At 64.7% G+C, this 19704-nt stretch carries 21 protein-coding genes; 8 read left to right on the forward strand and 13 right to left on the reverse strand.

All coding sequences use genetic code 11. The annotated features are described in order from the left end of the window. Window positions 1–6: 6 nt before the first annotated feature. Window positions 7–1026: a class 1 fructose-bisphosphatase gene (locus HLG70_RS13585; RefSeq protein ID WP_171663261.1), complete on the forward strand. Its 1020-nt coding sequence runs from the start codon at window positions 7–9 to the stop codon at window positions 1024–1026. Window positions 1027–1094: 68 nt separating this feature from the next. On the opposite strand, the gene HLG70_RS13590 is transcribed toward HLG70_RS13585, so the two are convergent. The 4 genes from HLG70_RS13590 to alaC all read right to left on the reverse strand — a co-directional run bounded on the left by HLG70_RS13590 (window position 1095) and on the right by alaC (window position 5565). Further along, complete coding sequence (locus HLG70_RS13590; RefSeq protein WP_171663262.1) at window positions 1095–1316, reverse strand: YgdI/YgdR family lipoprotein; 222 nt, start codon at window positions 1314–1316, stop codon at window positions 1095–1097. A 178-nt stretch (window positions 1317–1494) separates the two neighbouring features. Then, window positions 1495–2904, reverse strand: a complete 1410-nt coding sequence (gene thrC / locus HLG70_RS13595) for a threonine synthase (protein ID WP_171663263.1) — start codon at window positions 2902–2904, stop codon at window positions 1495–1497. Between the two features lie 121 nt (window positions 2905–3025). Beyond that, entirely contained in the window at window positions 3026–4330 is a 1305-nt protein-coding gene (locus HLG70_RS13600) for a homoserine dehydrogenase (protein WP_171663413.1), read from the reverse strand. A gap of 47 nt (window positions 4331–4377) precedes the next feature. Next, the gene (gene alaC, locus HLG70_RS13605) at window positions 4378–5565 is read right to left on the reverse strand and encodes an alanine transaminase (RefSeq protein WP_056567313.1); all 1188 of its coding nucleotides are present in this window, start codon (window positions 5563–5565) and stop codon (window positions 4378–4380) included. Window positions 5566–5799: 234 nt separating this feature from the next. Between alaC and HLG70_RS13610 the strand changes: the two genes are divergently transcribed. From HLG70_RS13610 to HLG70_RS13620, 3 genes are read left to right on the forward strand one after another with little or no spacing between them, the layout of a single operon-like run. Next, window positions 5800–6261 (forward strand): Mth938-like domain-containing protein, encoded by a 462-nt coding sequence (locus tag HLG70_RS13610; RefSeq protein ID WP_171663264.1) that lies wholly within the window; start codon window positions 5800–5802, stop codon window positions 6259–6261. Next, window positions 6258–6722: a peroxiredoxin gene (locus tag HLG70_RS13615; RefSeq protein ID WP_008164315.1), complete on the forward strand. Its 465-nt coding sequence runs from the start codon at window positions 6258–6260 to the stop codon at window positions 6720–6722. The genes HLG70_RS13610 and HLG70_RS13615 overlap by 4 nt, the downstream gene beginning before the upstream one ends. Before the next feature lie 56 nt (window positions 6723–6778). Then, window positions 6779–8482, forward strand: coding sequence for a PhoH family protein (locus HLG70_RS13620; protein WP_171663265.1), 1704 nt, complete (start codon window positions 6779–6781; stop codon window positions 8480–8482). A 73-nt stretch (window positions 8483–8555) separates the two neighbouring features. Here the strand turns inward: HLG70_RS13620 and HLG70_RS13625 are convergent, their stop codons facing one another. The 7 genes from HLG70_RS13625 to HLG70_RS13655 form a co-directional block, all read right to left on the reverse strand. Beyond that, on the reverse strand, window positions 8556–8687 hold the full coding sequence (locus HLG70_RS13625; RefSeq protein WP_008164311.1) for an entericidin A/B family lipoprotein: 132 nt from the start codon (window positions 8685–8687) through the stop codon (window positions 8556–8558). 40 nt (window positions 8688–8727) lie between these two features. After that, window positions 8728–9423: a fumarylacetoacetate hydrolase family protein gene (locus tag HLG70_RS13630; RefSeq protein ID WP_171663266.1), complete on the reverse strand. Its 696-nt coding sequence runs from the start codon at window positions 9421–9423 to the stop codon at window positions 8728–8730. Window positions 9424–9606: 183 nt separating this feature from the next. Next, entirely contained in the window at window positions 9607–9909 is a 303-nt protein-coding gene (locus tag HLG70_RS13635) for a Dabb family protein (protein ID WP_171663267.1), read from the reverse strand. After that, window positions 9909–11786: an ABC transporter permease gene (locus HLG70_RS13640; protein WP_171663268.1), complete on the reverse strand. Its 1878-nt coding sequence runs from the start codon at window positions 11784–11786 to the stop codon at window positions 9909–9911. The genes HLG70_RS13635 and HLG70_RS13640 overlap by 1 nt, the downstream gene beginning before the upstream one ends. Before the next feature lie 13 nt (window positions 11787–11799). Then, entirely contained in the window at window positions 11800–12492 is a 693-nt protein-coding gene (locus HLG70_RS13645; protein WP_171663269.1) for an ABC transporter ATP-binding protein, read from the reverse strand. Window position 12493: 1 nt separating this feature from the next. Continuing rightward, window positions 12494–13255 carry an ABC transporter ATP-binding protein gene (locus HLG70_RS13650; protein WP_171663270.1) on the reverse strand — a complete coding sequence of 254 codons (762 nt, stop codon included), beginning with the start codon at window positions 13253–13255 and terminating at the stop codon, window positions 12494–12496. Between the two features lie 10 nt (window positions 13256–13265). Then, on the reverse strand, window positions 13266–14045 hold the full coding sequence (locus HLG70_RS13655) for an SDR family NAD(P)-dependent oxidoreductase (RefSeq protein WP_171663271.1): 780 nt from the start codon (window positions 14043–14045) through the stop codon (window positions 13266–13268). 173 nt (window positions 14046–14218) lie between these two features. On the opposite strand from HLG70_RS13655, the gene HLG70_RS13660 reads away from it, so the two are divergent. From HLG70_RS13660 to HLG70_RS13675, 4 genes are all read left to right on the forward strand, one after another. Beyond that, window positions 14219–14617, forward strand: a complete 399-nt coding sequence (locus HLG70_RS13660; RefSeq protein ID WP_171663272.1) for a cupin domain-containing protein — start codon at window positions 14219–14221, stop codon at window positions 14615–14617. A gap of 81 nt (window positions 14618–14698) precedes the next feature. Further along, window positions 14699–15910, forward strand: a complete 1212-nt coding sequence (locus HLG70_RS13665) for an ABC transporter substrate-binding protein (protein ID WP_171663273.1) — start codon at window positions 14699–14701, stop codon at window positions 15908–15910. Next, window positions 15907–16671, forward strand: a complete 765-nt coding sequence (locus tag HLG70_RS13670) for an SDR family NAD(P)-dependent oxidoreductase (protein WP_171663274.1) — start codon at window positions 15907–15909, stop codon at window positions 16669–16671. The genes HLG70_RS13665 and HLG70_RS13670 overlap by 4 nt, the downstream gene beginning before the upstream one ends. Before the next feature lie 15 nt (window positions 16672–16686). Next, window positions 16687–17523: an IclR family transcriptional regulator gene (locus HLG70_RS13675; protein ID WP_171663275.1), complete on the forward strand. Its 837-nt coding sequence runs from the start codon at window positions 16687–16689 to the stop codon at window positions 17521–17523. Here the strand turns inward: HLG70_RS13675 and ppa are convergent, their stop codons facing one another. Next, on the reverse strand, window positions 17524–18054 hold the full coding sequence (gene ppa, locus HLG70_RS13680) for an inorganic diphosphatase (protein ID WP_171663276.1): 531 nt from the start codon (window positions 18052–18054) through the stop codon (window positions 17524–17526). A 32-nt stretch (window positions 18055–18086) separates the two neighbouring features. Continuing rightward, complete coding sequence (locus HLG70_RS13685; protein ID WP_171663277.1) at window positions 18087–19700, reverse strand: heme biosynthesis HemY N-terminal domain-containing protein; 1614 nt, start codon at window positions 19698–19700, stop codon at window positions 18087–18089. Between the last annotated feature and the right edge of the window lie 4 nt (window positions 19701–19704).

Below are 19704 nucleotides of genomic sequence, written 5' to 3' on the forward strand. Positions count from 1 at the left end.
ACCCTTTTGAAACGTAAAACACTCACTCAGTACCTGGTGGAGCAACAGCGCTCCGCCCAAGCCCTCGCGCCGGAAGTCCGGCTGCTCATCGAAGTGGTGGCGCGCGCCTGCAAGGCCATCAGCCATGCCGTCAGCAAGGGCGCGCTCGGCGGCGTCCTGGGCAGCCTGGAAAGCGAAAACGTCCAGGGCGAAGTCCAGAAGAAGCTGGACGTGCTGTCCAACGAAATCTTGCTGGAAGCCAACGAATGGGGCGGCCACCTGGCGGCCATGGCCTCGGAAGAGATGGAGACCATCCATCTGATCCCGAACCGCTACCCCAAGGGCGAATACCTGCTGCTGTTCGATCCCCTGGACGGCTCGTCGAACATCGACGTGAACGTCTCCATCGGCACCATCTTCTCGGTGCTGCAAGCACCGCACAACGTGTCGGGCGCTCCCGTCTGCGAAGACGACTTCCTGCAGCCGGGCAACAAGCAGGTCGTGGCCGGCTACGCCGTCTACGGCCCGCAGACCATGCTGGTGCTGACCATCGGCAATGGCGTGGTGGGATTCACGCTGGATCGCGAAATGGGCTCGTGGGTGCTCACGCACGAGAACATCCGCGTGCCGGAAGACACCAAGGAATTCGCCATCAACATGTCGAACATGCGCCACTGGGCTCCCCCGGTCAAACGCTACGTCGACGACTGCCTGGCCGGTTCGACCGGTCCGCTGGGCAAGGACTTCAACATGCGCTGGATCGCCTCGATGGTGGCGGACGTGCATCGCATCCTGACCCGCGGCGGCATCTTCATGTACCCCTGGGACGCGCGCGAACCCGGTAAAGCGGGCAAGCTGCGCCTGATGTATGAAGCCAATCCGATGAGCTTCCTGATCGAGCAGGCCGGCGGCGCGGCCATCAACGGCGTAGAGCGCATCATGGACATCCAGCCCGACAAGCTGCACCAGCGCGTCAGCGTGATCCTGGGCTCGAAGAACGAAGTCGAGCGCGTTGGCCGCTATCACGCGGATCACACGGGCAAGTAATCTCCTCGCCCATGAAAAAGCCCCGGCCTGTGCCGGGGCTTTTTTTTTGGTTCAGACAAGCTGCGCGCTTACTTGACCTCTTCGATGGACTTCACATCGTCCTTGTTGATCTGAACCTTCTTGCCGTCCTTGTCGTATTCGTACATGCCCGACTTCTTGTCGTATTCGGGGGTATCGGGCGTCACGGTCGAGGTTCCGTCGCGTTGCTGAATGACCGAGGGCGACGAGCATCCGGCCAGCACCCCAACTCCGGTCACCACCAGGGCCAACGTCATGGTCTTCAGATTCATGGGCGTGTTCTCCGATTGTGAATAGGTGAATTCACTGTATCTGAACCCGACCCCGAATACGTGTCGGGTTGTGGGAAAAATGCGTGAGAACGTAATCTTCACTCCCCCCATATGCGAAAAACCCCTCGCGGGACGCGCCTGCGAGGGGTTGCAACCTTACACAAGCGGCAAGCGGCCTTTACACCTTGGCGTGGGCCTCGATGAAACGGCGTACGGATGCAGCATCGCAATCCATGACTTCCACGCGCTGGGGCAAGGACTCCAGGTCGGCCAGATTGCCCGGCGGCGTGGCGGGACGGCCAAGCGCCTCTTCGATGGTCTCGGAGAATTTCGCGGGCAAAGCCGTCTCCAGCACCAGCATGGGCACGCCCGGTTCGACGAACTCACGCGCGACCTTCACGCCATCGGCGGTGTGAGGATCGACCAGCACGCCCGTTTCCTCATACACGGACCGGATGGTCGCGAGGCGGTCTTCATGCGAGCTTGCTCCCGACACGAATCCATAGCGTGATTCGAACTGCGGCTTCAAGTCGGACAGGTCGAACGATCCGTCGCGCGCCACCGCGGCCCACAATTCCTTCACGCGTCCTGCGTCGCGGCCCACCAGGTCGAACACAAAGCGCTCGAAGTTGGAGGCGCGCGAGATGTCCATCGACGGGCTGGACGTCGCGTAGGTCTGCTCGGCGGGACGCGGGCGGTAGATGCCGGTGCGGAAGAACTCTTCCAGCACGTTGTTCTCGTTGGTCGCCAGCACCAGGCGGCGGATGGGCAGGCCCATGCTGCGCGCGATGTGGCCCGACAGGATGTTGCCGAAGTTGCCCGAAGGCACGGCGAACGAAACCTGCTGGCCGGGCTTGCTGGTGGCGCGCAGCCAGCCGTGGAAGTAATACACCACCTGGGCGGCGATGCGTGCCCAGTTGATGGAGTTCACGGCGCCCAGGCGGTACTTGGTCTTGAAGGCCAGGTCGCCGGCCAGTGCCTTGACGATGTCCTGCGCCTCATCGAATACTCCGCGCACGGCGATGTTGTGGATGTTCTCGTCCTGCAGCGAGTACATCTGCGCGCGCTGGAAGGTGCTCATGCGGCCGTGAGGCGACAGCATGAACACCGCCACGCCCTGCTTGCCGCGCAAGGCATATTCCGCGGCCGAGCCCGTGTCGCCCGAGGTGGCGCCCACGATATTCAGCGTGGTGCCGCGCTTGGCCAGCACGTATTCAAACACCTGGCCCAGGAACTGCATGGCCATGTCCTTGAATGCCAGCGTCGGCCCTTCGGACAGGCCCAGCAGCGACAGCCCGCCATCCAGAGGACGCAGCGGGACGATGTCTTCGCTGTTGAATGTCTCTTGCGTGTAGGCGGCGCGGGTCAGGCGGCGCAGGTCGTCGGCCGGGATGTCAGTGGCAAACAGCGACAGCACTTCGAACGCCAGGTCTGCGTACGGCAGGCCGCGCCAGGACTCGAGCGTCTGCTCGGACACCTGGGGCAGCGCTTCCGGCACGGCCAGGCCGCCGTCGGGCGCCAGGCCTTCGAGCAGGATGTCGGAGAACGTCAGGGCGGCCATGCCGCCGCGGGTAGAGATGTATTTCATGTCGATTGCTCCACGATGCGCCACGCTGCCCCGATCCTGGCCGCCGCGGAGCCGGCCTTGCCGGTCCGCGCGCGGCGCCCCCTCGAGGGGGACGCGCCAGAGGCGCTTCGGGGGTGGGTCCTCATGTCAGGTTTTCCACGCGCAGACGCGTTACCTTGGACCGTACGAAGGGCAAGGACTCGATGCGCTCGATGGCTTGGTTGACGTTGCCTTCCACCGCCTCGTGCGTCAGGAAGATGATGTCCGCGCCGCCGATGTGCGAGGGCTGCTGGATCATCGACCCGATGGAGATGGAGCGGTCGGCCAGAATGCGGGCGATATCCGCCAGCACGCCGGGTTGATCGTCCACGCGCAGGCGCAGGTAGTACGAGGTGCTGACCAGCTCGATCGGCAGGATCGGCGTGTCCGACATGGCGTCCGGCTGGAAGGCCAGGTGCGGCACGCGGTTGCCCGGATCCGCGGTATGCAGGCGGGTCACGTCGACCAGGTCGGCCACGACCGCCGAGGCGGTGGGTTCTTCGCCCGCGCCCTGGCCGTAGTACAGCGTCGGACCGACGGCGTCGCCCTTGACCAGCACGGCGTTCATCGCGCCTTCGACGTTGGCCAGCAGGCGTTCGGATGGAACCAGCGCCGGATGCACGCGCAGCTCGATGCCATCGGGACGGCGCTTGGTGATGCCCAGGAGCTTGATGCGATAGCCCAGGCGCTCGGCGTGCTCGATGTCCTCGGCCGCGAGCTGCGAAATGCCTTCGATGTAGGCGCGATCGAACTGCACCGGCACGCCGAAAGCCAGCGAAGCCAGCAAGGTCAGCTTGTGCGCGGCGTCCACGCCCTCCACGTCGAACGTGGGATCGGCTTCGGCGTAGCCCAGGCGCTGGGCTTCGGCCAGCACCTCGGCGAACGGCAGGCCGCGCGACCGCATTTCGGACAGGATGAAGTTGGTGGTGCCGTTGATGATGCCGGCCACCCACTGGATGCGGTTGGCCGTCAGGCCTTCACGGATCGCCTTGATGATGGGGATGCCGCCGGCGACGGCGGCTTCGAACGTCACCATCACGCCGCGTTCGGACGCCGCGGCGAAGATTTCGTTGCCATGCTTGGCCAGCAGCGCCTTGTTGGCGGTGACCACATGCTTGCCGTTGGCGATGGCTTCCAGCACCAGTTCAAGCGCCAGCGTATCGCCGCCGATCAGTTCGACGACGATGTCGATTTCGGGATCGCGCACCAGTCCGTGGACATCGGTATCGACCAGGATCGAGTCGCCCACGCGGGCGCGCGCCTTGGCCACGTCGCGCACGGCGGCGCGGGTGACTTCAATGCGGCGGCCGGCGCGGCGCGCGATCTCTTCGGCGTTGCGGGACAGCACTGTCCAAGTGCCGCCGCCAACCACGCCAAGACCGAGCAGGCCCACCTTCATGGGATTCATCGCGCCGCCCTCGGGGCCTTGCGCGACAGGTGAGCGTTGAGGGGTATTCATTTCAGCAATCCGTCCTTGCGGAACATATCTTTGATGCCGCGCACCGCCTGGCGGGTGCGCTGCTCGTTTTCGATAAGAGCGAAGCGTACGTATTCGTCGCCATACTCGCCGAAGCCGATCCCGGGGGACACGGCCACTTTCGCATCCGACAGGACACGCTTGGCAAATTCCAAAGAGCCCATCGCCCTGTAGGGTTCGGGGATCTGCGCCCAGATGTACATGGACGCCTTGGGAATTTCCACATTCCAACCTGCTTCGTGCAGACCGCGCACGAGCACGTCGCGGCGGCTTTGATACTGCGCCACGATTTCGTTCACGCAGTCCTGCGGACCGTCCAGGGCGGCGATGGACGCCACCTGGATCGGCGTGAACGTGCCGTAGTCGTGATAGCTCTTGATGCGCGCGAGCGCGTTGACCAGCTCGCGGTTGCCGACCATGTAGCCGATGCGCCAGCCCGCCATGTTGTAGCTCTTGCTCATCGTGAAGAACTCGACGGCGACATCGCGCGCGCCGGGCACCTGCATGATGGAAGGGGCCACGTAGCCGTCGAAGGTGATATCGGCGTAGGCCAGGTCATGCACGACGAGGATGTCGTGTTCCTTGGCCAGCGCCACCACGCGTTCGAAGAACGACAGGTCCACGCACTGGGCGGTAGGGTTGCTGGGAAAGCCCAGCACCATCATCTTGGGCTTCGGGATGGATTCGCGCACGGCGCGTTCCAGTTCCTCGAAGAAATCCACGCCCGGCGTCATGCGCACGGAACGGATATTGGCGCCGGCGATGACGGCGCCATAGATATGGATCGGGTAGCTGGGATTGGGCACCAGGACGGTGTCGCCACGGTCCAGCGTGGCCAGCATCAAGTGGGCCAGGCCTTCCTTGGAGCCAATGGTGACGATGGCTTCGGAGTCCGGATCGAACTCGACCGCGTAGCGGCGCTGGTACCAGTCGCAGATCGCCTTGCGCAAGCGCGGGATGCCCTTGGACACCGAATAGCCGTGCGTCGTCGGACGGGAGGTGGCTTCCACCATCTTGTCGACAATGTGCTTGGGAGTCGCGCCGTCCGGATTGCCCATCGACATGTCGATGATGTCTTCGCCACGCCTACGCGCCGCCATCTTGAGCTCGCCGGTAATGTTGAAAACGTACGGGGGCAAACGCTCAATGCGAGAGAACTTCCTCATGATGGGAATCCTTAGGGGCGAAAAGGCAAAAAAACCAGGGCGCGGTCGCGCGAAGGGGAAAGGGGCTCAAAGCCGCGCCAGCACACGTTTGCAGCGCAGCAAAACCCTGTAATCTAGCGCAACGACGCCTAGGCGGCAAATGGGGCGGAAAAAGCCCCTTTTTCCTAGTGGATACACTGCAACATCTGGGCATCCCGATGCGCTATTATCAAGCACGTAAAGCCGGAGTTTTTATTGAAGCTGCATACCGATCCTGCGACGGCCGCTCTGAACACTGTCACCGCTTACGGTGATGGCTATATCGAGGTCAACCAGGTACGTTTTTCCTCCTCGGTCGCTTTTGGCCCCGAAGGCGAAGTTACCCTCTGGCCCGTTGAGTCGCCGGCCGACATTACCTCATCCCTCTTGCTCCAGGCGGCCGGATTGTCCGAGCCCGTCCGCGACCCGATGGCTTTCCTGGACGAACCAGAAGCCGCCCCCAGCCGTCCGGCCAATGCGCCCGAAGTGCTGCTGGTAGGCACGGGCGCCCGGCAACAGTTCCTGCGCCCCGAAGTGCTGCGTCCCCTTTTGGCGGCGGGCATCGGCGTGGAGATCATGGACACGCATGCCGCCTCGCGCACCTACAACATCCTGATGGCGGAGGGCCGGCGCGTGGTCGTCGCCCTCATCCCTCCCAATGGAGCATCCCATAAATGACGCCGAGCATAGGCAAGCCCGCCCCGCTGTTCACCGCCGAGAGCACGATAGGCCCGATCAGCCTGGAACAGTGTCAAGGCCGGGCCGTGATCCTGTACTTCTATCCCAAAGACAACACGCCTGGCTGCACCACCGAAAGCCAGGATTTCCGCGACCTGCACGCCGAGTTCCTGTCGGCCAGCGCGATCGTGATCGGTATCTCGCGCGACTCGCTGAAGTCGCATGAGAACTTCAAGGCCAAGTACGAACTTCCTTTCCCTCTCATCTCCGACGCCGACGAAACCGTCTGCAACCTGTTCGGCGTCATCAAGCAAAAGAACATGTATGGAAAGCAGGTGCGCGGCATCGAACGCAGCACCTTCTTGATCGATGCCTATGGCGTGCTGGTGCAGGAGTGGCGCGGGGTGAAGGTCCCGGGCCACGCCAAGGAAGTCCTGCAAGCCGCCAAGAGCATCGGTTAGTCGTAAAGGAATACCCGTCAGGCGCTATAGCCGGCCCACACAGGAGAGTGACGCATATGCCGCTTCCGAAGTTGCCTACCCGCCCCGCAGCCATCCTGACCTTCCCCTCGGGCGAATCCGCCCGGGCGCAGGCCCGCTCGACCAAGACTGCCGCTGCGCGGTCCAACACCCAGGCCGTTCTCGCCGAAGACGACGAGGACGAGCTGCTCGTCCAGCCTGAACTCGAAGGCATGGCGGGTCCGGCGCGCAAGGCGCAGATTCCCGCGCCCGCCCGCCAGGTGCCGCCCCCGGCCGCGCCAGCGGTCCGCGCGGAAACGCGCCAGCAGGCCAAGCCTGCTCCGGCTCCCACCAAGCGCGCCAAGGCACGCGCCCAGAATGCCCCGCGCAAGTTGTTCGTCCTGGACACGAACGTGCTCCTGCACGATCCCAGCTCGCTGTTCCGCTTCGAAGAGCACGACATCTTCCTGCCGATGATGACGCTCGAGGAGCTGGACCATCAAAAGAAGGGCATGTCGGAGGTGGCGCGCAACGCGCGCCAGGTCAGCCGCTCGCTGGATGCCCTGGTGCAGGACTCCACCCACCTGGACGAAGGCCTGGAACTGGCGAAGCTGGGCAACAAGGACGCCACCGGGCGCCTGATGTTCCAGACGACCGCCATCCACAGCACCCTGCCGTCCGACCTGCCCATGGGCAAGGCCGACAACCAGATCCTGGGCGTCGTCCGGGCGCTGCAGGAAAAGTACCCCCAACGCGAAGTGGTGCTGGTGTCCAAGGACATCAACATGCGCCTGAAGGCGCGCGCGCTGGGCATGGCCGCGGAAGACTACTTCAACGACCACGTCCTGGAAGACTCGGACCTGATGTATTCGGGCGTGATGCAGCTGCCCGAGGATTTCTGGAACAAGCACGGCAAGGACGTCGAATCCTGGCAGCAGGGCGGCACCACGTTCTACCGCATCCACGGTCCGCTGTGCTCGCAGTTCGTCGTCAACCAGTTCGTCTACTTCGAAGGCCAGATGCCGCTGTACGCGCAGGTGCGCGAGGTCAGCGGCAAGATGGCGGTGCTGGCGACCCTGCGCGACTACACCCACGGCAAGAACAACGTCTGGGGCATCACGGCGCGCAACCGCGAGCAGAACTTCGCCTTGAACCTGCTGATGAACCCGGAATGCGATTTCGTGTCGCTGCTGGGCCAGGCCGGTACGGGCAAGACGCTGCTGGCGCTGGCGGCGGGCATCACGCAGGTGCTGGAAACCAAGCGCTACACCGAGATCATCATGACGCGCGTCACGGTGCCTGTCGGTGAAGACATCGGCTTCCTGCCCGGCACGGAAGAAGAAAAGATGCTGCCCTGGATGGGTGCCCTGGAGGACAACCTCGACGTGCTGAACATGGGCGACGGCGAAGGCAACGGGGACTGGGGGCGCGCCGCCACCATGGACCTGATCCGCTCGCGCATCAAGGTGAAGTCCCTGAACTTCATGCGCGGCCGCACGTTCCTGAACAAGTACCTCATCATCGACGAGGCGCAAAACCTGACGCCCAAGCAGATGAAGACGCTGGTGACCCGCGCAGGCCCCGGCACCAAGGTGATCTGCCTGGGCAACGTCGCCCAGATCGATACGCCTTACCTGACCGAAGGCAGTTCCGGCCTGACATTCGTCGTGGACCGCTTCAAGGGCTGGCCGCATTCCGGCCACGTCACGCTGCAGCGCGGCGAACGCTCCCGCCTGGCCGACTACGCGGGGGATGTGCTGTAAGCCCCCCGCTCTTCCGGCAAGGAAAAAGCCCCTTGATCGCTCAAGGGGCTTTTTTACGTCCGACGCGGGCCGATTATTTATCGGCGGCGTTGGTAATGGCGTTGCCCGCCCGCGACATGTCCTTGCCCATGCCGGCAACGGTGTTGCAACCGGCCAGCACGAACCCGAACACGACGAAGGCAGTCAGCACGATCTTGCCGCGCATGCTGGAACTCCTGAACTGATGAGATGAAGGTGCCGCGAGCTTAGACGATCTGCACGCGCAGCTCGCCCAGTCCCTCTACGCCGCCGGTGATCACGTCACCCTGCAGCACGGCGCCCACGCCTTCGGGCGTGCCGGTGAAAATAATATCGCCCGGCTGCAATTCGAACAGGCCCGACAGATACGAAATGCTCTCGGGCACATTCCACAGCATCTGCGAAATATCGCTGGACTGCTTGCGCTCGCCGTTCACGTCCAGCCAGATGGCGCCCTTGTCCAGCGTTCCGACGACGCTGCGCGGGTGGATCGGGCCGATCGGGGCCGATTGGTCGAACGCCTTGCCGATCTCCCAGGGGCGGCCCTGCTTCTTCATTTCGCCCTGCAGGTCGCGGCGGGTCATATCGAGCCCCAGCGCATAGCCCCAGACGCACTCATTGGCCTCTTCCACGGGAATATTGCGGCCACCCTTGCCCAGCACCACGACCAGCTCCATCTCGTAATGCAGATTGGAGGTCTTGGGCGGGTAAGGCATCTTGCCGGTTTCACCCTCAGCCACGACCAGCGCGGCGTCGGCGGGCTTGCAGAAGAAGAACGGGTCTTCGCGGCCCGTGAAACCCATTTCCTTGGCGTGCTCGGCGTAGTTGCGGCCAACGCAATAAACGCGGCGCACCGGGAACAGCGCGGCGCTGCCGGCAACGGGAACCGCGACGGGCGGCTGGGGAGGTAGAACGTAGTCCATGAGCTATCAACCTATGACAAATACGTGACCGGAAACCGGCGAAATATGTTACCCCGACGCCGCGCGTGCTTCACATGCCCTCTGCCCCGCGAAAGAGGCGTTCTTATCGTGGGGCGGCCCCGGCGATTAAAAATCATCCGCGAGTTTATCCCTTTCTGCCCCCCAAGCGCGGCTCGGATTCGTTCAGGAAAATGTAGGGATATCCCCATCAAACACCACCAGGCGCTCGATATAGTCAGCCATATAGGCTTTCATCTCCTGGTGCGCCGCGCAGACCTGATAGCGGTCATGCGCGGCGGCGTCCGCGAAGGCCGCGACCACGGCGTGGGTCAGTCCGTCCGCGCGGCTGGCCTGGTTCGGCCGGAACGAATACCCGGTCACGCCGTCGCATTCGGCGAGGACGCGGCCGCAATAGTCTTCGACACGCGCGTGGAACCGCGCATCGGCGGCGGACGATAATTGCAGCATCACGACATGCAGGAACATCAGGACTCCTTTTTCACGCGCGTCGCGGCAAGCCACGCACGCGATACCAACCCCATGATGCCGTCTCGCAACAGCAGCACGCACAAGACAAAAATCGCACCCTGGACGATCAGCACCCAGGAACCCAGCGGCGCCAGGTAGTTCTGCAGGGACACGAAGGTGAACGCACCCGCGAGCGGGCCGAACACGGTGCCGATGCCGCCCAGGAGCGCCATCAGCACCACCTCGCCATTGGCGTGCCAATGCACGTCCGTCAGCGATGCCACGCCGAACACGAGCACCTTCAAGCCGCCGGCCAGCCCGGCCACGGACGCCGACAGCGTGAATGCCAGCAATTTGTAGCGCGACGTGGAGTATCCAAGCGACCGGGCGCGCTGCTCGTTGTCGCGCACCGAGCGGATCACTTCGCCAAAAGGCGAATTCAGCACGCGCAGCACAAAGGCGTACCCGAGCGCGAAGACCGCCAGCGTGAAGTAATACATCGGCATCACTCCTTCCAGGTCGAAGATGCCGAACAGCTTGCCGCGCGGCACGCTCTGCAGCCCATCCTCCCCACCCGTGAAGCCCGCCTGCACCGCGATGAAGTACACAAGCTGCGACAGCGCCAGCGTGATCATCGCGAAGTAGATGCCCTGGCGCCGGATCGCAATGGCGCCGAACAGCAGGCCCAGCAGCCCGCCCGTCAGCACGCCTGCCAGCAGGCCCAGTTCAGGCGTGGCGCCCAGCAGCTTCATGACGATGCCGGTGGCGTAGGCCGCCGCACCAAAGAACGCCGCATGGCCGAACGACAGCAGGCCCACATAGCCGACCAGCAGGTTGAAGGCCGCCGCGAACAGGGCAAAGCACAACACCTTCATCAGGAACGTGGGATACACGAACCAGGGCGCAACCAGCGCGGCCACGGCGAGCGCGGCCATGGATACGCGCATCGCGCGACGGCTCAACTGGACGGGCTGGCGCGTGGCCTCCGCGGCCAGCACGTTCTGCACCTGCAGCGGCTTGCCGAACAGCCCCGCCGGCTTGCACAGCAGTACCAGCACCATGATGATGAAGATCGCCAGATTGGCGGCCTCGGGATAGAACACCTTGGTCAGGCCTTCGATAATACCCAGCCCGAAACCGCTGATGATGGCGCCCATGATGGACCCCATGCCGCCAATGACCACCACCGCGAACACGACCACCACCAGGTTGGAGCCCATCATCGGGCTGACTTGGTAGATGGGCGCCGCGATCACGCCCGCCACGGACGCCAGCGCCACGCCCAGCGCGTACGTCAGCGTGATCAGCAGCGGCACGTTGATGCCGAACGAACGCACGATCGTCGGGTTCTCCGTGGCCGCGCGCAGCATCGCGCCCACGCGGGTCTTCTCGATCAGCACCCAGACCGCCAGGCACAGCACCAGCGACACCACCACGGCCCAGCCGCGGTACCAGGGCAGGAACATGAAGCCCAGGTTGACCCCGCCGCTCAGCGCCTTGGGGATGATGTAGGGCAGGCCTGACACGCCATAGGCCTGACGCAAGCCGCCCTCGATCAGCAAGGCGATGCCGAAGGTGAGCAGCAGCCCATACAGGTGATCCATGCGGTAGGTCCGCGAGATCAGCAGTCGCTCCACCAGGATGGCGAATACCGCCATGATGAGCGGCACCAGCACCAGGGCGGCCCAGTAATTCACGCCCAGGTAATTGAGCAGCATCCACGCCAGGAATGCCCCCGCCGTGTATTGCGCGCCATGGGCGAAGTTGATGATGTTCAACAGGCCGAAGATCACCGCCAGCCCGATCGAGAGCAGCGCATAGAACGAACCGTTGATCAGGCCGAGCAGGAGCTGGCCGAACAGTGCCGTGGACGGCACACCGAATATTTCGAACACGGGCATTCTCCTCTCAGACACCCAGGCGGCGCGCAATCCGGGCGGGATCGCGGCGCGCCTCGTCCGCCGACAACTGGTCGACCACGCAGCCATGCTCCATGACGTAATGGCGGTCGGCCACTTTGGTCGCGAAGCGGAAGTTCTGCTCAACCAGCACGATGGTGAATCCCCGCTCTTTCAGGGTTCGGATGGCCTGGCCGATCTGTTGCACGATGACCGGCGCCAGTCCCTCGGTGGGTTCGTCCAACAGGATCAACTGGGCGCCCGTGCGCAGGATGCGCGCAATGGCCAGCATCTGCTGCTCGCCGCCGGACAGGTTGCCGCCGGAACTTGCGCTGCGTTCGCGCAGATTGGGGAACAGCGTGTAGATCTCGTCCAGCGACATGCCGCCTGGCGCAAGTCGCGGCGGCAGCATCAGGTTTTCGGTCACGCTCAGGCTGCGGAATACCGCGCGTTCCTCCGGGCAATACACCACGCCCAGGCGCGGAATCCGATGCGGCGCCATGCCCACGGTCTCCTGCCCGTTCAGGCGGATGGATCCGCGCCGCTTGTCCAGAATGCCCATGATGGCGCGCAGCGTCGTTGTCTTGCCCGCGCCGTTGCGCCCCAGGATGGTGACGAGTTCGCCCCGGCTCACCTCGATGTCCACTCCATGCAGGACGTGTGATTCGCCGTACCAGGCGTTGAGGTCTTTGATCGACAGCATCTCAGTGCGCCTCCTCTTCCGACCCCATGTAGGCGGTGATGACCCGCTCGTCGCGCGAGACGGCCGCATAGTCGCCCTGCGCCAGCACCGCGCCGCGCGCCAGCACGGTGATGGTGTCGGACAGGTCGGCAACCACGGAGAGGTTGTGCTCGACCATGAGGATGCTCCGGTTTACCGACACGCGCCGGATCAGCGCGGCGATACGGGCCACGTCTTCCTGGCCCAGGCCCGCCATGGGTTCGTCCAGCAGCATGATTTCGGGCTCCAGCGCCAGCGTCATCGCGATTTCCAGCGCGCGCTTGCGGCCATAGGGCAGCAGCGCGGCGGTCGTATCCGCCAGGTTCGCCAGTCCCACCGCGTCCAGCAGTTCCATGGCGCGGCCGTTCAGGCGGTCTACGCTGCGCCGGCTGCGCCAGAAGCGCAGGCCGTCGCCGTGCTGGCGCATCAGCGCCACGCGCATGTTCTGAAGCACGGTTAGCCCCAGAAACACGGCGGATATCTGGAACGAGCGGACGATGCCCAGGCGCGCGATCTGTTCCGGCGCAAGCGCCGTGATGTCGCGCCCGCGATAGTGGATCACGCCTTCGTCGGGCGTGAGGAATTTGGTCAGCAGGTTGAAGCAGGTGGTCTTGCCGGCGCCGTTGGGGCCGATCAGCGCGTGGATGGAGCCTTCCTGCAGGGCGAGCGTCACGCCATCGACGGCATTGAAGCCGCCGAACCGCTTGACCAGGCCCTGGGCGGACAGAACCGCTTGGGTGCTCATGGCGGCGCTCCTACATGCGGGCCAACAGGCCGCCGTCGATCGCCAGGACATGCCCGTTGACGAAAGACGCGCCCGGCGACGCCAGGAAGACCACCGCAGGCGCAATATCCTCCGGCGCGGCCCAGCGCCCCACCGGCACGGCGGACGACAGGAACGACTGGAATTGCGGATTGTCCTGCAGCCCTTGCGTGAAATCCGTGCGCACGAAGCCAGGCGCGAGCGCATTGCAGGTCACCCCGCTGGCTCCGTATTCCACCGCCAGCGCCCGCGTGAACGCGGCGATGGCGCCCTTGGCGGTGGCGTAGGCGGCAATGTTAGGCATGGTCGCCTGCCCGGCCACGGAAGACATCAGGATAATGCGGCCAAAACCGCGCTTGCCCATGCCGGGCAAGACGGCGCGCGCGCAATGGAAGGCGCCGTTGACATGCACACTCTGCAAGGCCTGCCACTCGGCGGCGGTCATTTCCACCACGGGTTTGCGGTTCTGGTTGCCGGCATTGCTGACCAGCACATCAATGGCCAGGCCCGCGGCCTCCAGTTGGGAGACGGCATCCGCCACGGCCGCGTCGTCGGCCACATTGAATGGCGCGACATGGGCCTTGATGCCCTCTTCGGCCAGACGCTCGCGGGCGGCCTCGCAGGCCGCCCGCGAAAGATCATTGATCACTACCTGCGCGCCGGCCTTTCCCAGCCCCCGAGCAATCGCATGGCCCAACCCCCTGGCCGCCCCCGTCACCAGTGCGACGCGTCCCGCCAGACCGAACGTCTGGTCCAGATAGTCGTGTTTCAAGCCTGTCTCCTTGTCTTATATGCGCCGGATCTCTGGGTCCGGCCTGTGTCCTCCTTGCTTTCAGCACGCAAAACAAAGTTGACATCAATCTCAATATACGCGACTATTTTTAAACACTCAATAACAAGATTTTTGCTTTATCTTCCATAACGAGTAATGGCTAGGAGACAATCATGGCCCTCGAAACCCCCGGCTGCCCCGCCGCCAATGCGCTGCCGCCGCTGGCGTCGCGCTTTCTCAAAGTTGCCGACCTCCCCTGGAAGCCGACGCAGGTCGAAGGCATAGACATGAAGGTGCTGATGCAGGACAAGGAGTCCGGCCTGCTCACCGCCCTCTTCCGCTGGCAGCCCGGTACCGAGCTCCCGCTGCACGAACACGTCGAAGTCGAACAGACCTTTGTGCTGGAGGGTTCCATCGTGGACGCCGAAGGCGAGGTGTGCGCGGGCGACTACGTGTGGCGCCCGCGGGGCAACCGGCACGTGGCGCGCGCGCCCAATGGCGCGCTGGTGCTCAGCTTTTTCCTGAAACCCAATCTGTTCATCGACGCCTACGCCGGCCAGACGCTGGAATAGGCGCCGTCCGCCGCAAGACCCCGCACGACTGCCCGGCACAGGGCGGCGCGCAAGGAACCAAGCCCCCGAGGAGACAAACCCATGAAGACCCGTATCAAGAACAGCCTTGCCGCCTGCGCGCTGGGCGCCCTGTCCCTGTCCGCCCAGGCGCAGGTATCGGATGACGTAGTGAAGATCGGCGTGCTGGGCGACCAGTCCGGCATGATGGCGGACCTGTCCGGCAAGTTCGGCGTGGAAGCCGTAAAGATGGCCGTCGAGGATTTTGGCGGCACGGTGCTGGGCAAGCCCATCGAAGTCATTTCGGCGGACCACCAGAACAAGGTCGACATCGGCGTGTCGGTGGCGCGCCGCTGGTACGAGAACGACAAGGTGGACCTGATCCTGGACGTGCCCAACTCGGCCATCGCGCTGGCGGTGCAGGATCTGACCCGGCAGATGAAGCGCATCGTCATTTTCACCAGCGCGGGTTCGGCCGACCTGACCGGCAAGGCCTGCTCGCCCAACGGCATGCACTGGACCTACGACACCTACGCCTACGCCACCGGCGTGGCCAGCGGCGTCATGGATGACGGCGGCAAGAGCTGGTACTTCATCACATCCGACTACGCATTCGGCCATTCGCTGGAACGCGACGCGATGGCGGTGGTGAAGGCCAGGGGCGGACAGGTGATCGGCAGCGTGCGCCACCCTATCGCGAGCTCGGACTTCTCATCGTTTCTCTTGCAGGCGCAGGCTTCCAAGGCGCAGGTGATAGGTTTGGCCAACGGCAGCGGCGACACCATCAACAGCATCAAGCAGGCCTTCGAATTCGGCATCATGGGCAGCAAGCAGCGCGTTGCGGCGCTCTTCATGAGCATCGTGGACGTGCGCAGCGTGGGACTCGAATACGCGCAAGGGCTGAACCTGGTCGAACCCTTCTATTGGGATCAGGACGACAAAGCCCGGCAGTGGTCCGAGCGCTACTTCAAGCGCACCGGCCGCATGCCCTCCATGGTGCAGGCCAGCAACTACAGCGCGGCCATGCACTACCTGAACGCGGTCAAGGCCGCGGGCACGGACGGGTCTGAGGCTGTGCTGAAGAAGATGCACGACACGCCCATCAATGATTTCATGACCGAGAACGGCCGGATTCGCGAGGATGGCCGCATCATGCGCGACCTCTATCTGTTCCAGGTCAAGAAGCCGTCGGAGTCCAAGCGCGACTGGGACTACTACAACCTGGTGCGCAAGATCCCCGCCGAGCAGGCCTTCCGCCCGCTGAAGGACGGCGGCTGCTCGTTGGTGAAATCGTGACGGGCGGCGCGCTCCAGCTGCTGGCCGGCAAACGCGCCATTGTCACGGGGGGCGCCAACCCCCGCGGCATTGGCGCCGCCGTCGTCGACCTGTTCCTGGCGCACGGCGCCAGCGTCGCGGTGCTGGACCACGCCTATCCCGATGGCGCGGCGGCCCCGCTCATCCAGGGCCGCGTGGACCTGCATTGCGACGTCTCCCGCGCGGCGTCGTGCGAAACCGCCCTGATGCGCGCAAAAGAGGCGCTGGGAGGCATCGACATACTGGTCAACAACGCCGGCATTGTCGCCGCCACGCGCATCTGGGACCTCCCCGAAGACGAGTTCCGCCGCATGATCGAGGTGAATCTGACCGGCACCTACAACGTCACGCACGCGGCGCTGCCCGCCCTGTTGGAAAGCACGCGGCAACCGGCGATCGTGAACCTGGGTTCCACCGCCGCCTTGCGCGGCGGCGGGCTGCTCGGAGGCTCGCACTACGCGGCCTCCAAGGGCGGCGTCATCAGTTTCACCAAGGCCCTGGCGCGTGAGCTGGGCCCGCGGGGCGTACGCGCCAACTGCGTGGCGCCGGGCATTATCGAAACAGATATGACGCTCGGCAAATTCGGCGAAAATTGGGAACAAGAACTCAAACAGGGCATTCCGCTGCAGCGTTTCGGCTCGCCCGCCGAAGTCGCTCAGGCCATTCTTTTCCTGGCATCGGACCTGTCCTCCTACTCAACCGGCATCGTGGTCGACGTCAACGGCGGCTTCCACATTCACTAGGCACGTCCAGAAGCAATGAGCACTCCCGATCGCATGCTGTCCATTCTCGACCTCTTTCGCGACGACACCACCGCCGCGTTCCAGGAAGACGTCATGGCGCATCTGGAGTGCTCGCGCGCCACGGCCTACCGCTATCTCAAATCGCTGACCGAAAGCGGACTGCTGGCGCCCACCGCGGGCGGCGCTTATGTGCTGGGCTCGCGCATCATCGAACTGGACCGCCACCTGCGCAAACATGACCCGCTGATGCGCGCCGCGCGCGATGTCATGCGCGCGACGGGAGACGAGCTGCACGCCAACCTGATGCTGTGCAGCTACTACGGCGACAAGGTCATGTGCGTGGACCGCTACTGGACGGACCATTCCATCGAATCCAGCTACGCGCGCGGCCGCCCGTTTCCGATGTTCCGCGGCGCCACCGCCAAGCCCATCCTGGCCAACCTGCCACCCTATCAGCTGCGCAATCTGATGCTCTGGCACGCGGCAGAGATCCGCGAAGCCGGGCTGGGCGAAGACTGGGATGAATTCCGCGCGAATCTGAAGCGCTTGCGGGCCGCCGGCGTCTGCGTCTCCCACGGCGAGGTCGACCGCGGCTTGATGGGAATCGGCGCGGCGATCTTCAGTCCCGAGCAGAAGGTGGTCGGCAGCCTGGTTTTCATCGCCGCCGAAGCCCATACCTCGGCCGAACGCCTGGACGTGCTTCAGGCGCGCATCCAGGTGGCGGCGGCGGAGGTCTCGCAGAACTTGCAGGCGCCGCAAAGCAACGGCGCGGCGGCGATCGGCATCATGCCGTCGCGGCCGCGCCGCATCAAGGCGCCGGCCGGTGCAACACCGGCGCGGCCCAAAGCCTGATCAGGCCTGGTTGTAGCGTTCTGCGCTACGCACGATTTCCTCGTGCGCGGCATCGACGCCCTTCCAGCCCTTGACCTTGACCCATTTGCCCTTTTCCAGGTCCTTGTAGTGCTCGAAGAAATGCTGGATGCGCGACACATCTTCCGCCGGCAGATCTTCGTAGGACTTGATGTTGCGGTACGGGGGGTACAGCTTTTCGATCGGCACGGCCAGCAGCTTGGCGTCGCCGCCCGATTCGTCGTCCATTTCCAGCACGCCGATGGCGCGGCAGCGCACGACGGCGCCGATCTGGATCGGGAACGGCGTCAGCACCAGCACGTCGGCGGGATCGCCGTCTTCGGACAGGGTTTGGGGGATGTAGCCATAGTTGCACGGGTAGTGCATGGCCGTCAGCATGAAGCGGTCAACGAAAATCGCGCCCGTGTCCTTGTCGACCTCGTACTTCACCGGGTCGGCGTTCATGGGGATTTCGATGATGACGTTGAAATCTTCCGGCAGCTTCTTGCCAGGGGAGACGCGATCAAGACTCATGATTCAACCTTGTTGATTGTCTGAAGAAATATTCAAATCGAGCCGTCGTCCTTGAACGGCGGCTTGGTGGTCGGCACGGGCGCCGCGGGCGGCGCCGGCTTGGGTGCCGCAGGCTGCGCAGGCGCGTACGTGGGCACGGGTTCGTCGAAAGCCGCCGCCGGTATCGGGGCGCTGTCGAAGTACTCGTCGATGTCGGACGTGCCGCCCGCAAGCGGCGCGTCCTCGGGCGCCAGCGCGCGGTCGCGCTGTTCACTGCTGACGCGGGCATCCGGGTCCAGCACATAGTCGGCGGCCGAGGCCGCGACGGCCGGCGGCAATGACGGATAGTCGCCACCGATATCGGCGTCGCTGTCCGTGTCCGACAAACCCACGGCATAGCCGCCCTCGGCGTCCACGCGGTACGGATCGGAGCCCGTGTCCGCGGGAGGCAGGGCCGCATCCGCGGCCAGCACCGGCAGCGCCATGCTGGCCGCCGTGGCCAGGCGCCAGTGGCGCACGGCATCGGCGGGACGATCGAGGCGGTCGTACAGGCTGCCCAGCAAGGCATGCGTCTGCGCGTCGCTGCGGCGGCTGAGGCTGCGCAGCAGGTAGCGCTCGGCCTGCCCCCAAAGCTGGCCGTTCAGGCAAAGCATGCCCAGGGCGGTCAGCAGATCGGGATCGGCGGGGCGCTGCTGCAGCCAGGTCTCGGCCTTTGCAAGGCGGCGGGAGACCTGTTCAGCTTCGCAACGCGCATAGGCGGCCACCAGGGCCGGATTGAATTTGACGGCAATGGCGGCTTCCAGCACACGCGCGGCTTCATTGGCTTCGCCGGCGGCCTCGAAGGCTGCCGCACCCGCGAGGGCGATCTCGGGCAGCAGGCGTTCCTCGGCCTTCAGGTCTTTCCAGATGGCTCGCCAGGCATCGCTGTTGGCGGCGGCGCGCAAGCGCGCCGATCCCGAGACGTCGATCAGGAGATCCGCTTCGGCGCGTGCCAGCGCATTACGGCGCACGAGGCCGCGCGCCAGCGTGAAGACCTGATCCTGGTGATTCAGTGCAGTGTGCGCACGCAGCAGCAGGCGCATCGTGTGCAGATGACGCGCGCCGCCGTCAGCCAGCGGCGCCAGCACCGCCAGCGCCCGTTCGGCACGGCCCTGGTCCAGCAGCATGTCGGCCGAGACCGTGGCCGTGGCTTCCACCAGGCCGGGATCGACGCCCGCCTGTTCCTGCGCGGTGCCGAGAAGACGATCGCGCCGGTCGAATTCACCCAGGCCATGCGCGGCGCGCCCGGCCGACAGGGCGGCCAGAACACGGCGCGTCTGCACCTTGGTCTGCTCAAGCAGTTTGGTCAGATCCTTTTCGGCGTGCGTGTAGCGACCTTCCAGCAGGCCGATCCAGCCACGTTCGAGCAGTTCGTGGTCGCGCGCCTGGGCACGCTTGCCGCGCCATGCCCGCACGCGGTCGGGAATGGCCAGCAGCCAGGCCAGCAGGCGCAAGCCCACGTACAAAATGATGAAGGCCGCCACGATCAGCAAGACGGCAAGCGTCAGCGACATCCCGATGCGCCACGGCCACACCAGCAACAGCACGTTGCCGGAATGCGAGCGCAGCACCACCGCCAGGGCGACGGCGACGACGGCGAGCAGCAGTGTCCAGAACCAGGTACGCATATGC

This window comes from Achromobacter deleyi, assembly GCF_013116765.2.
Taxonomy (GTDB): domain Bacteria; phylum Pseudomonadota; class Gammaproteobacteria; order Burkholderiales; family Burkholderiaceae_B; genus Achromobacter; species Achromobacter deleyi_A.

Bases quoted from the DNA above. Each gene is read 5' to 3' on its own strand.
- HLG70_RS13590 (WP_171663262.1), bottom strand. From the start codon at position 1,316: ATGAATCTGAAGACCATGACGTTGGCCCTGGTGGTGACCGGAGTTGGG.
- thrC (WP_171663263.1), bottom strand. From the start codon at position 2,904: ATGAAATACATCTCTACCCGCGGCGGCATGGCCGCCCTGACGTTCTCC.
- HLG70_RS13600 (WP_171663413.1), bottom strand. From the start codon at position 4,330: ATGAATCCCATGAAGGTGGGCCTGCTCGGTCTTGGCGTGGTTGGCGGC.
- alaC (WP_056567313.1), bottom strand. From the start codon at position 5,565: ATGAGGAAGTTCTCTCGCATTGAGCGTTTGCCCCCGTACGTTTTCAAC.
- HLG70_RS13615 (WP_008164315.1), top strand. From the start codon at position 6,258: ATGACGCCGAGCATAGGCAAGCCCGCCCCGCTGTTCACCGCCGAGAGC.
- HLG70_RS13620 (WP_171663265.1), top strand. From the start codon at position 6,779: ATGCCGCTTCCGAAGTTGCCTACCCGCCCCGCAGCCATCCTGACCTTC.
- HLG70_RS13625 (WP_008164311.1), bottom strand. From the start codon at position 8,687: ATGCGCGGCAAGATCGTGCTGACTGCCTTCGTCGTGTTCGGGTTCGTG.
- HLG70_RS13630 (WP_171663266.1), bottom strand. From the start codon at position 9,423: ATGGACTACGTTCTACCTCCCCAGCCGCCCGTCGCGGTTCCCGTTGCC.
- HLG70_RS13635 (WP_171663267.1), bottom strand. From the start codon at position 9,909: ATGTTCCTGCATGTCGTGATGCTGCAATTATCGTCCGCCGCCGATGCG.
- HLG70_RS13645 (WP_171663269.1), bottom strand. From the start codon at position 12,492: ATGCTGTCGATCAAAGACCTCAACGCCTGGTACGGCGAATCACACGTC.
- HLG70_RS13650 (WP_171663270.1), bottom strand. From the start codon at position 13,255: ATGAGCACCCAAGCGGTTCTGTCCGCCCAGGGCCTGGTCAAGCGGTTC.
- HLG70_RS13660 (WP_171663272.1), top strand. From the start codon at position 14,219: ATGGCCCTCGAAACCCCCGGCTGCCCCGCCGCCAATGCGCTGCCGCCG.
- HLG70_RS13665 (WP_171663273.1), top strand. From the start codon at position 14,699: ATGAAGACCCGTATCAAGAACAGCCTTGCCGCCTGCGCGCTGGGCGCC.
- HLG70_RS13675 (WP_171663275.1), top strand. From the start codon at position 16,687: ATGAGCACTCCCGATCGCATGCTGTCCATTCTCGACCTCTTTCGCGAC.
- ppa (WP_171663276.1), bottom strand. From the start codon at position 18,054: ATGAGTCTTGATCGCGTCTCCCCTGGCAAGAAGCTGCCGGAAGATTTC.
- HLG70_RS13685 (WP_171663277.1), bottom strand. From the start codon at position 19,700: ATGCGTACCTGGTTCTGGACACTGCTGCTCGCCGTCGTCGCCGTCGCC.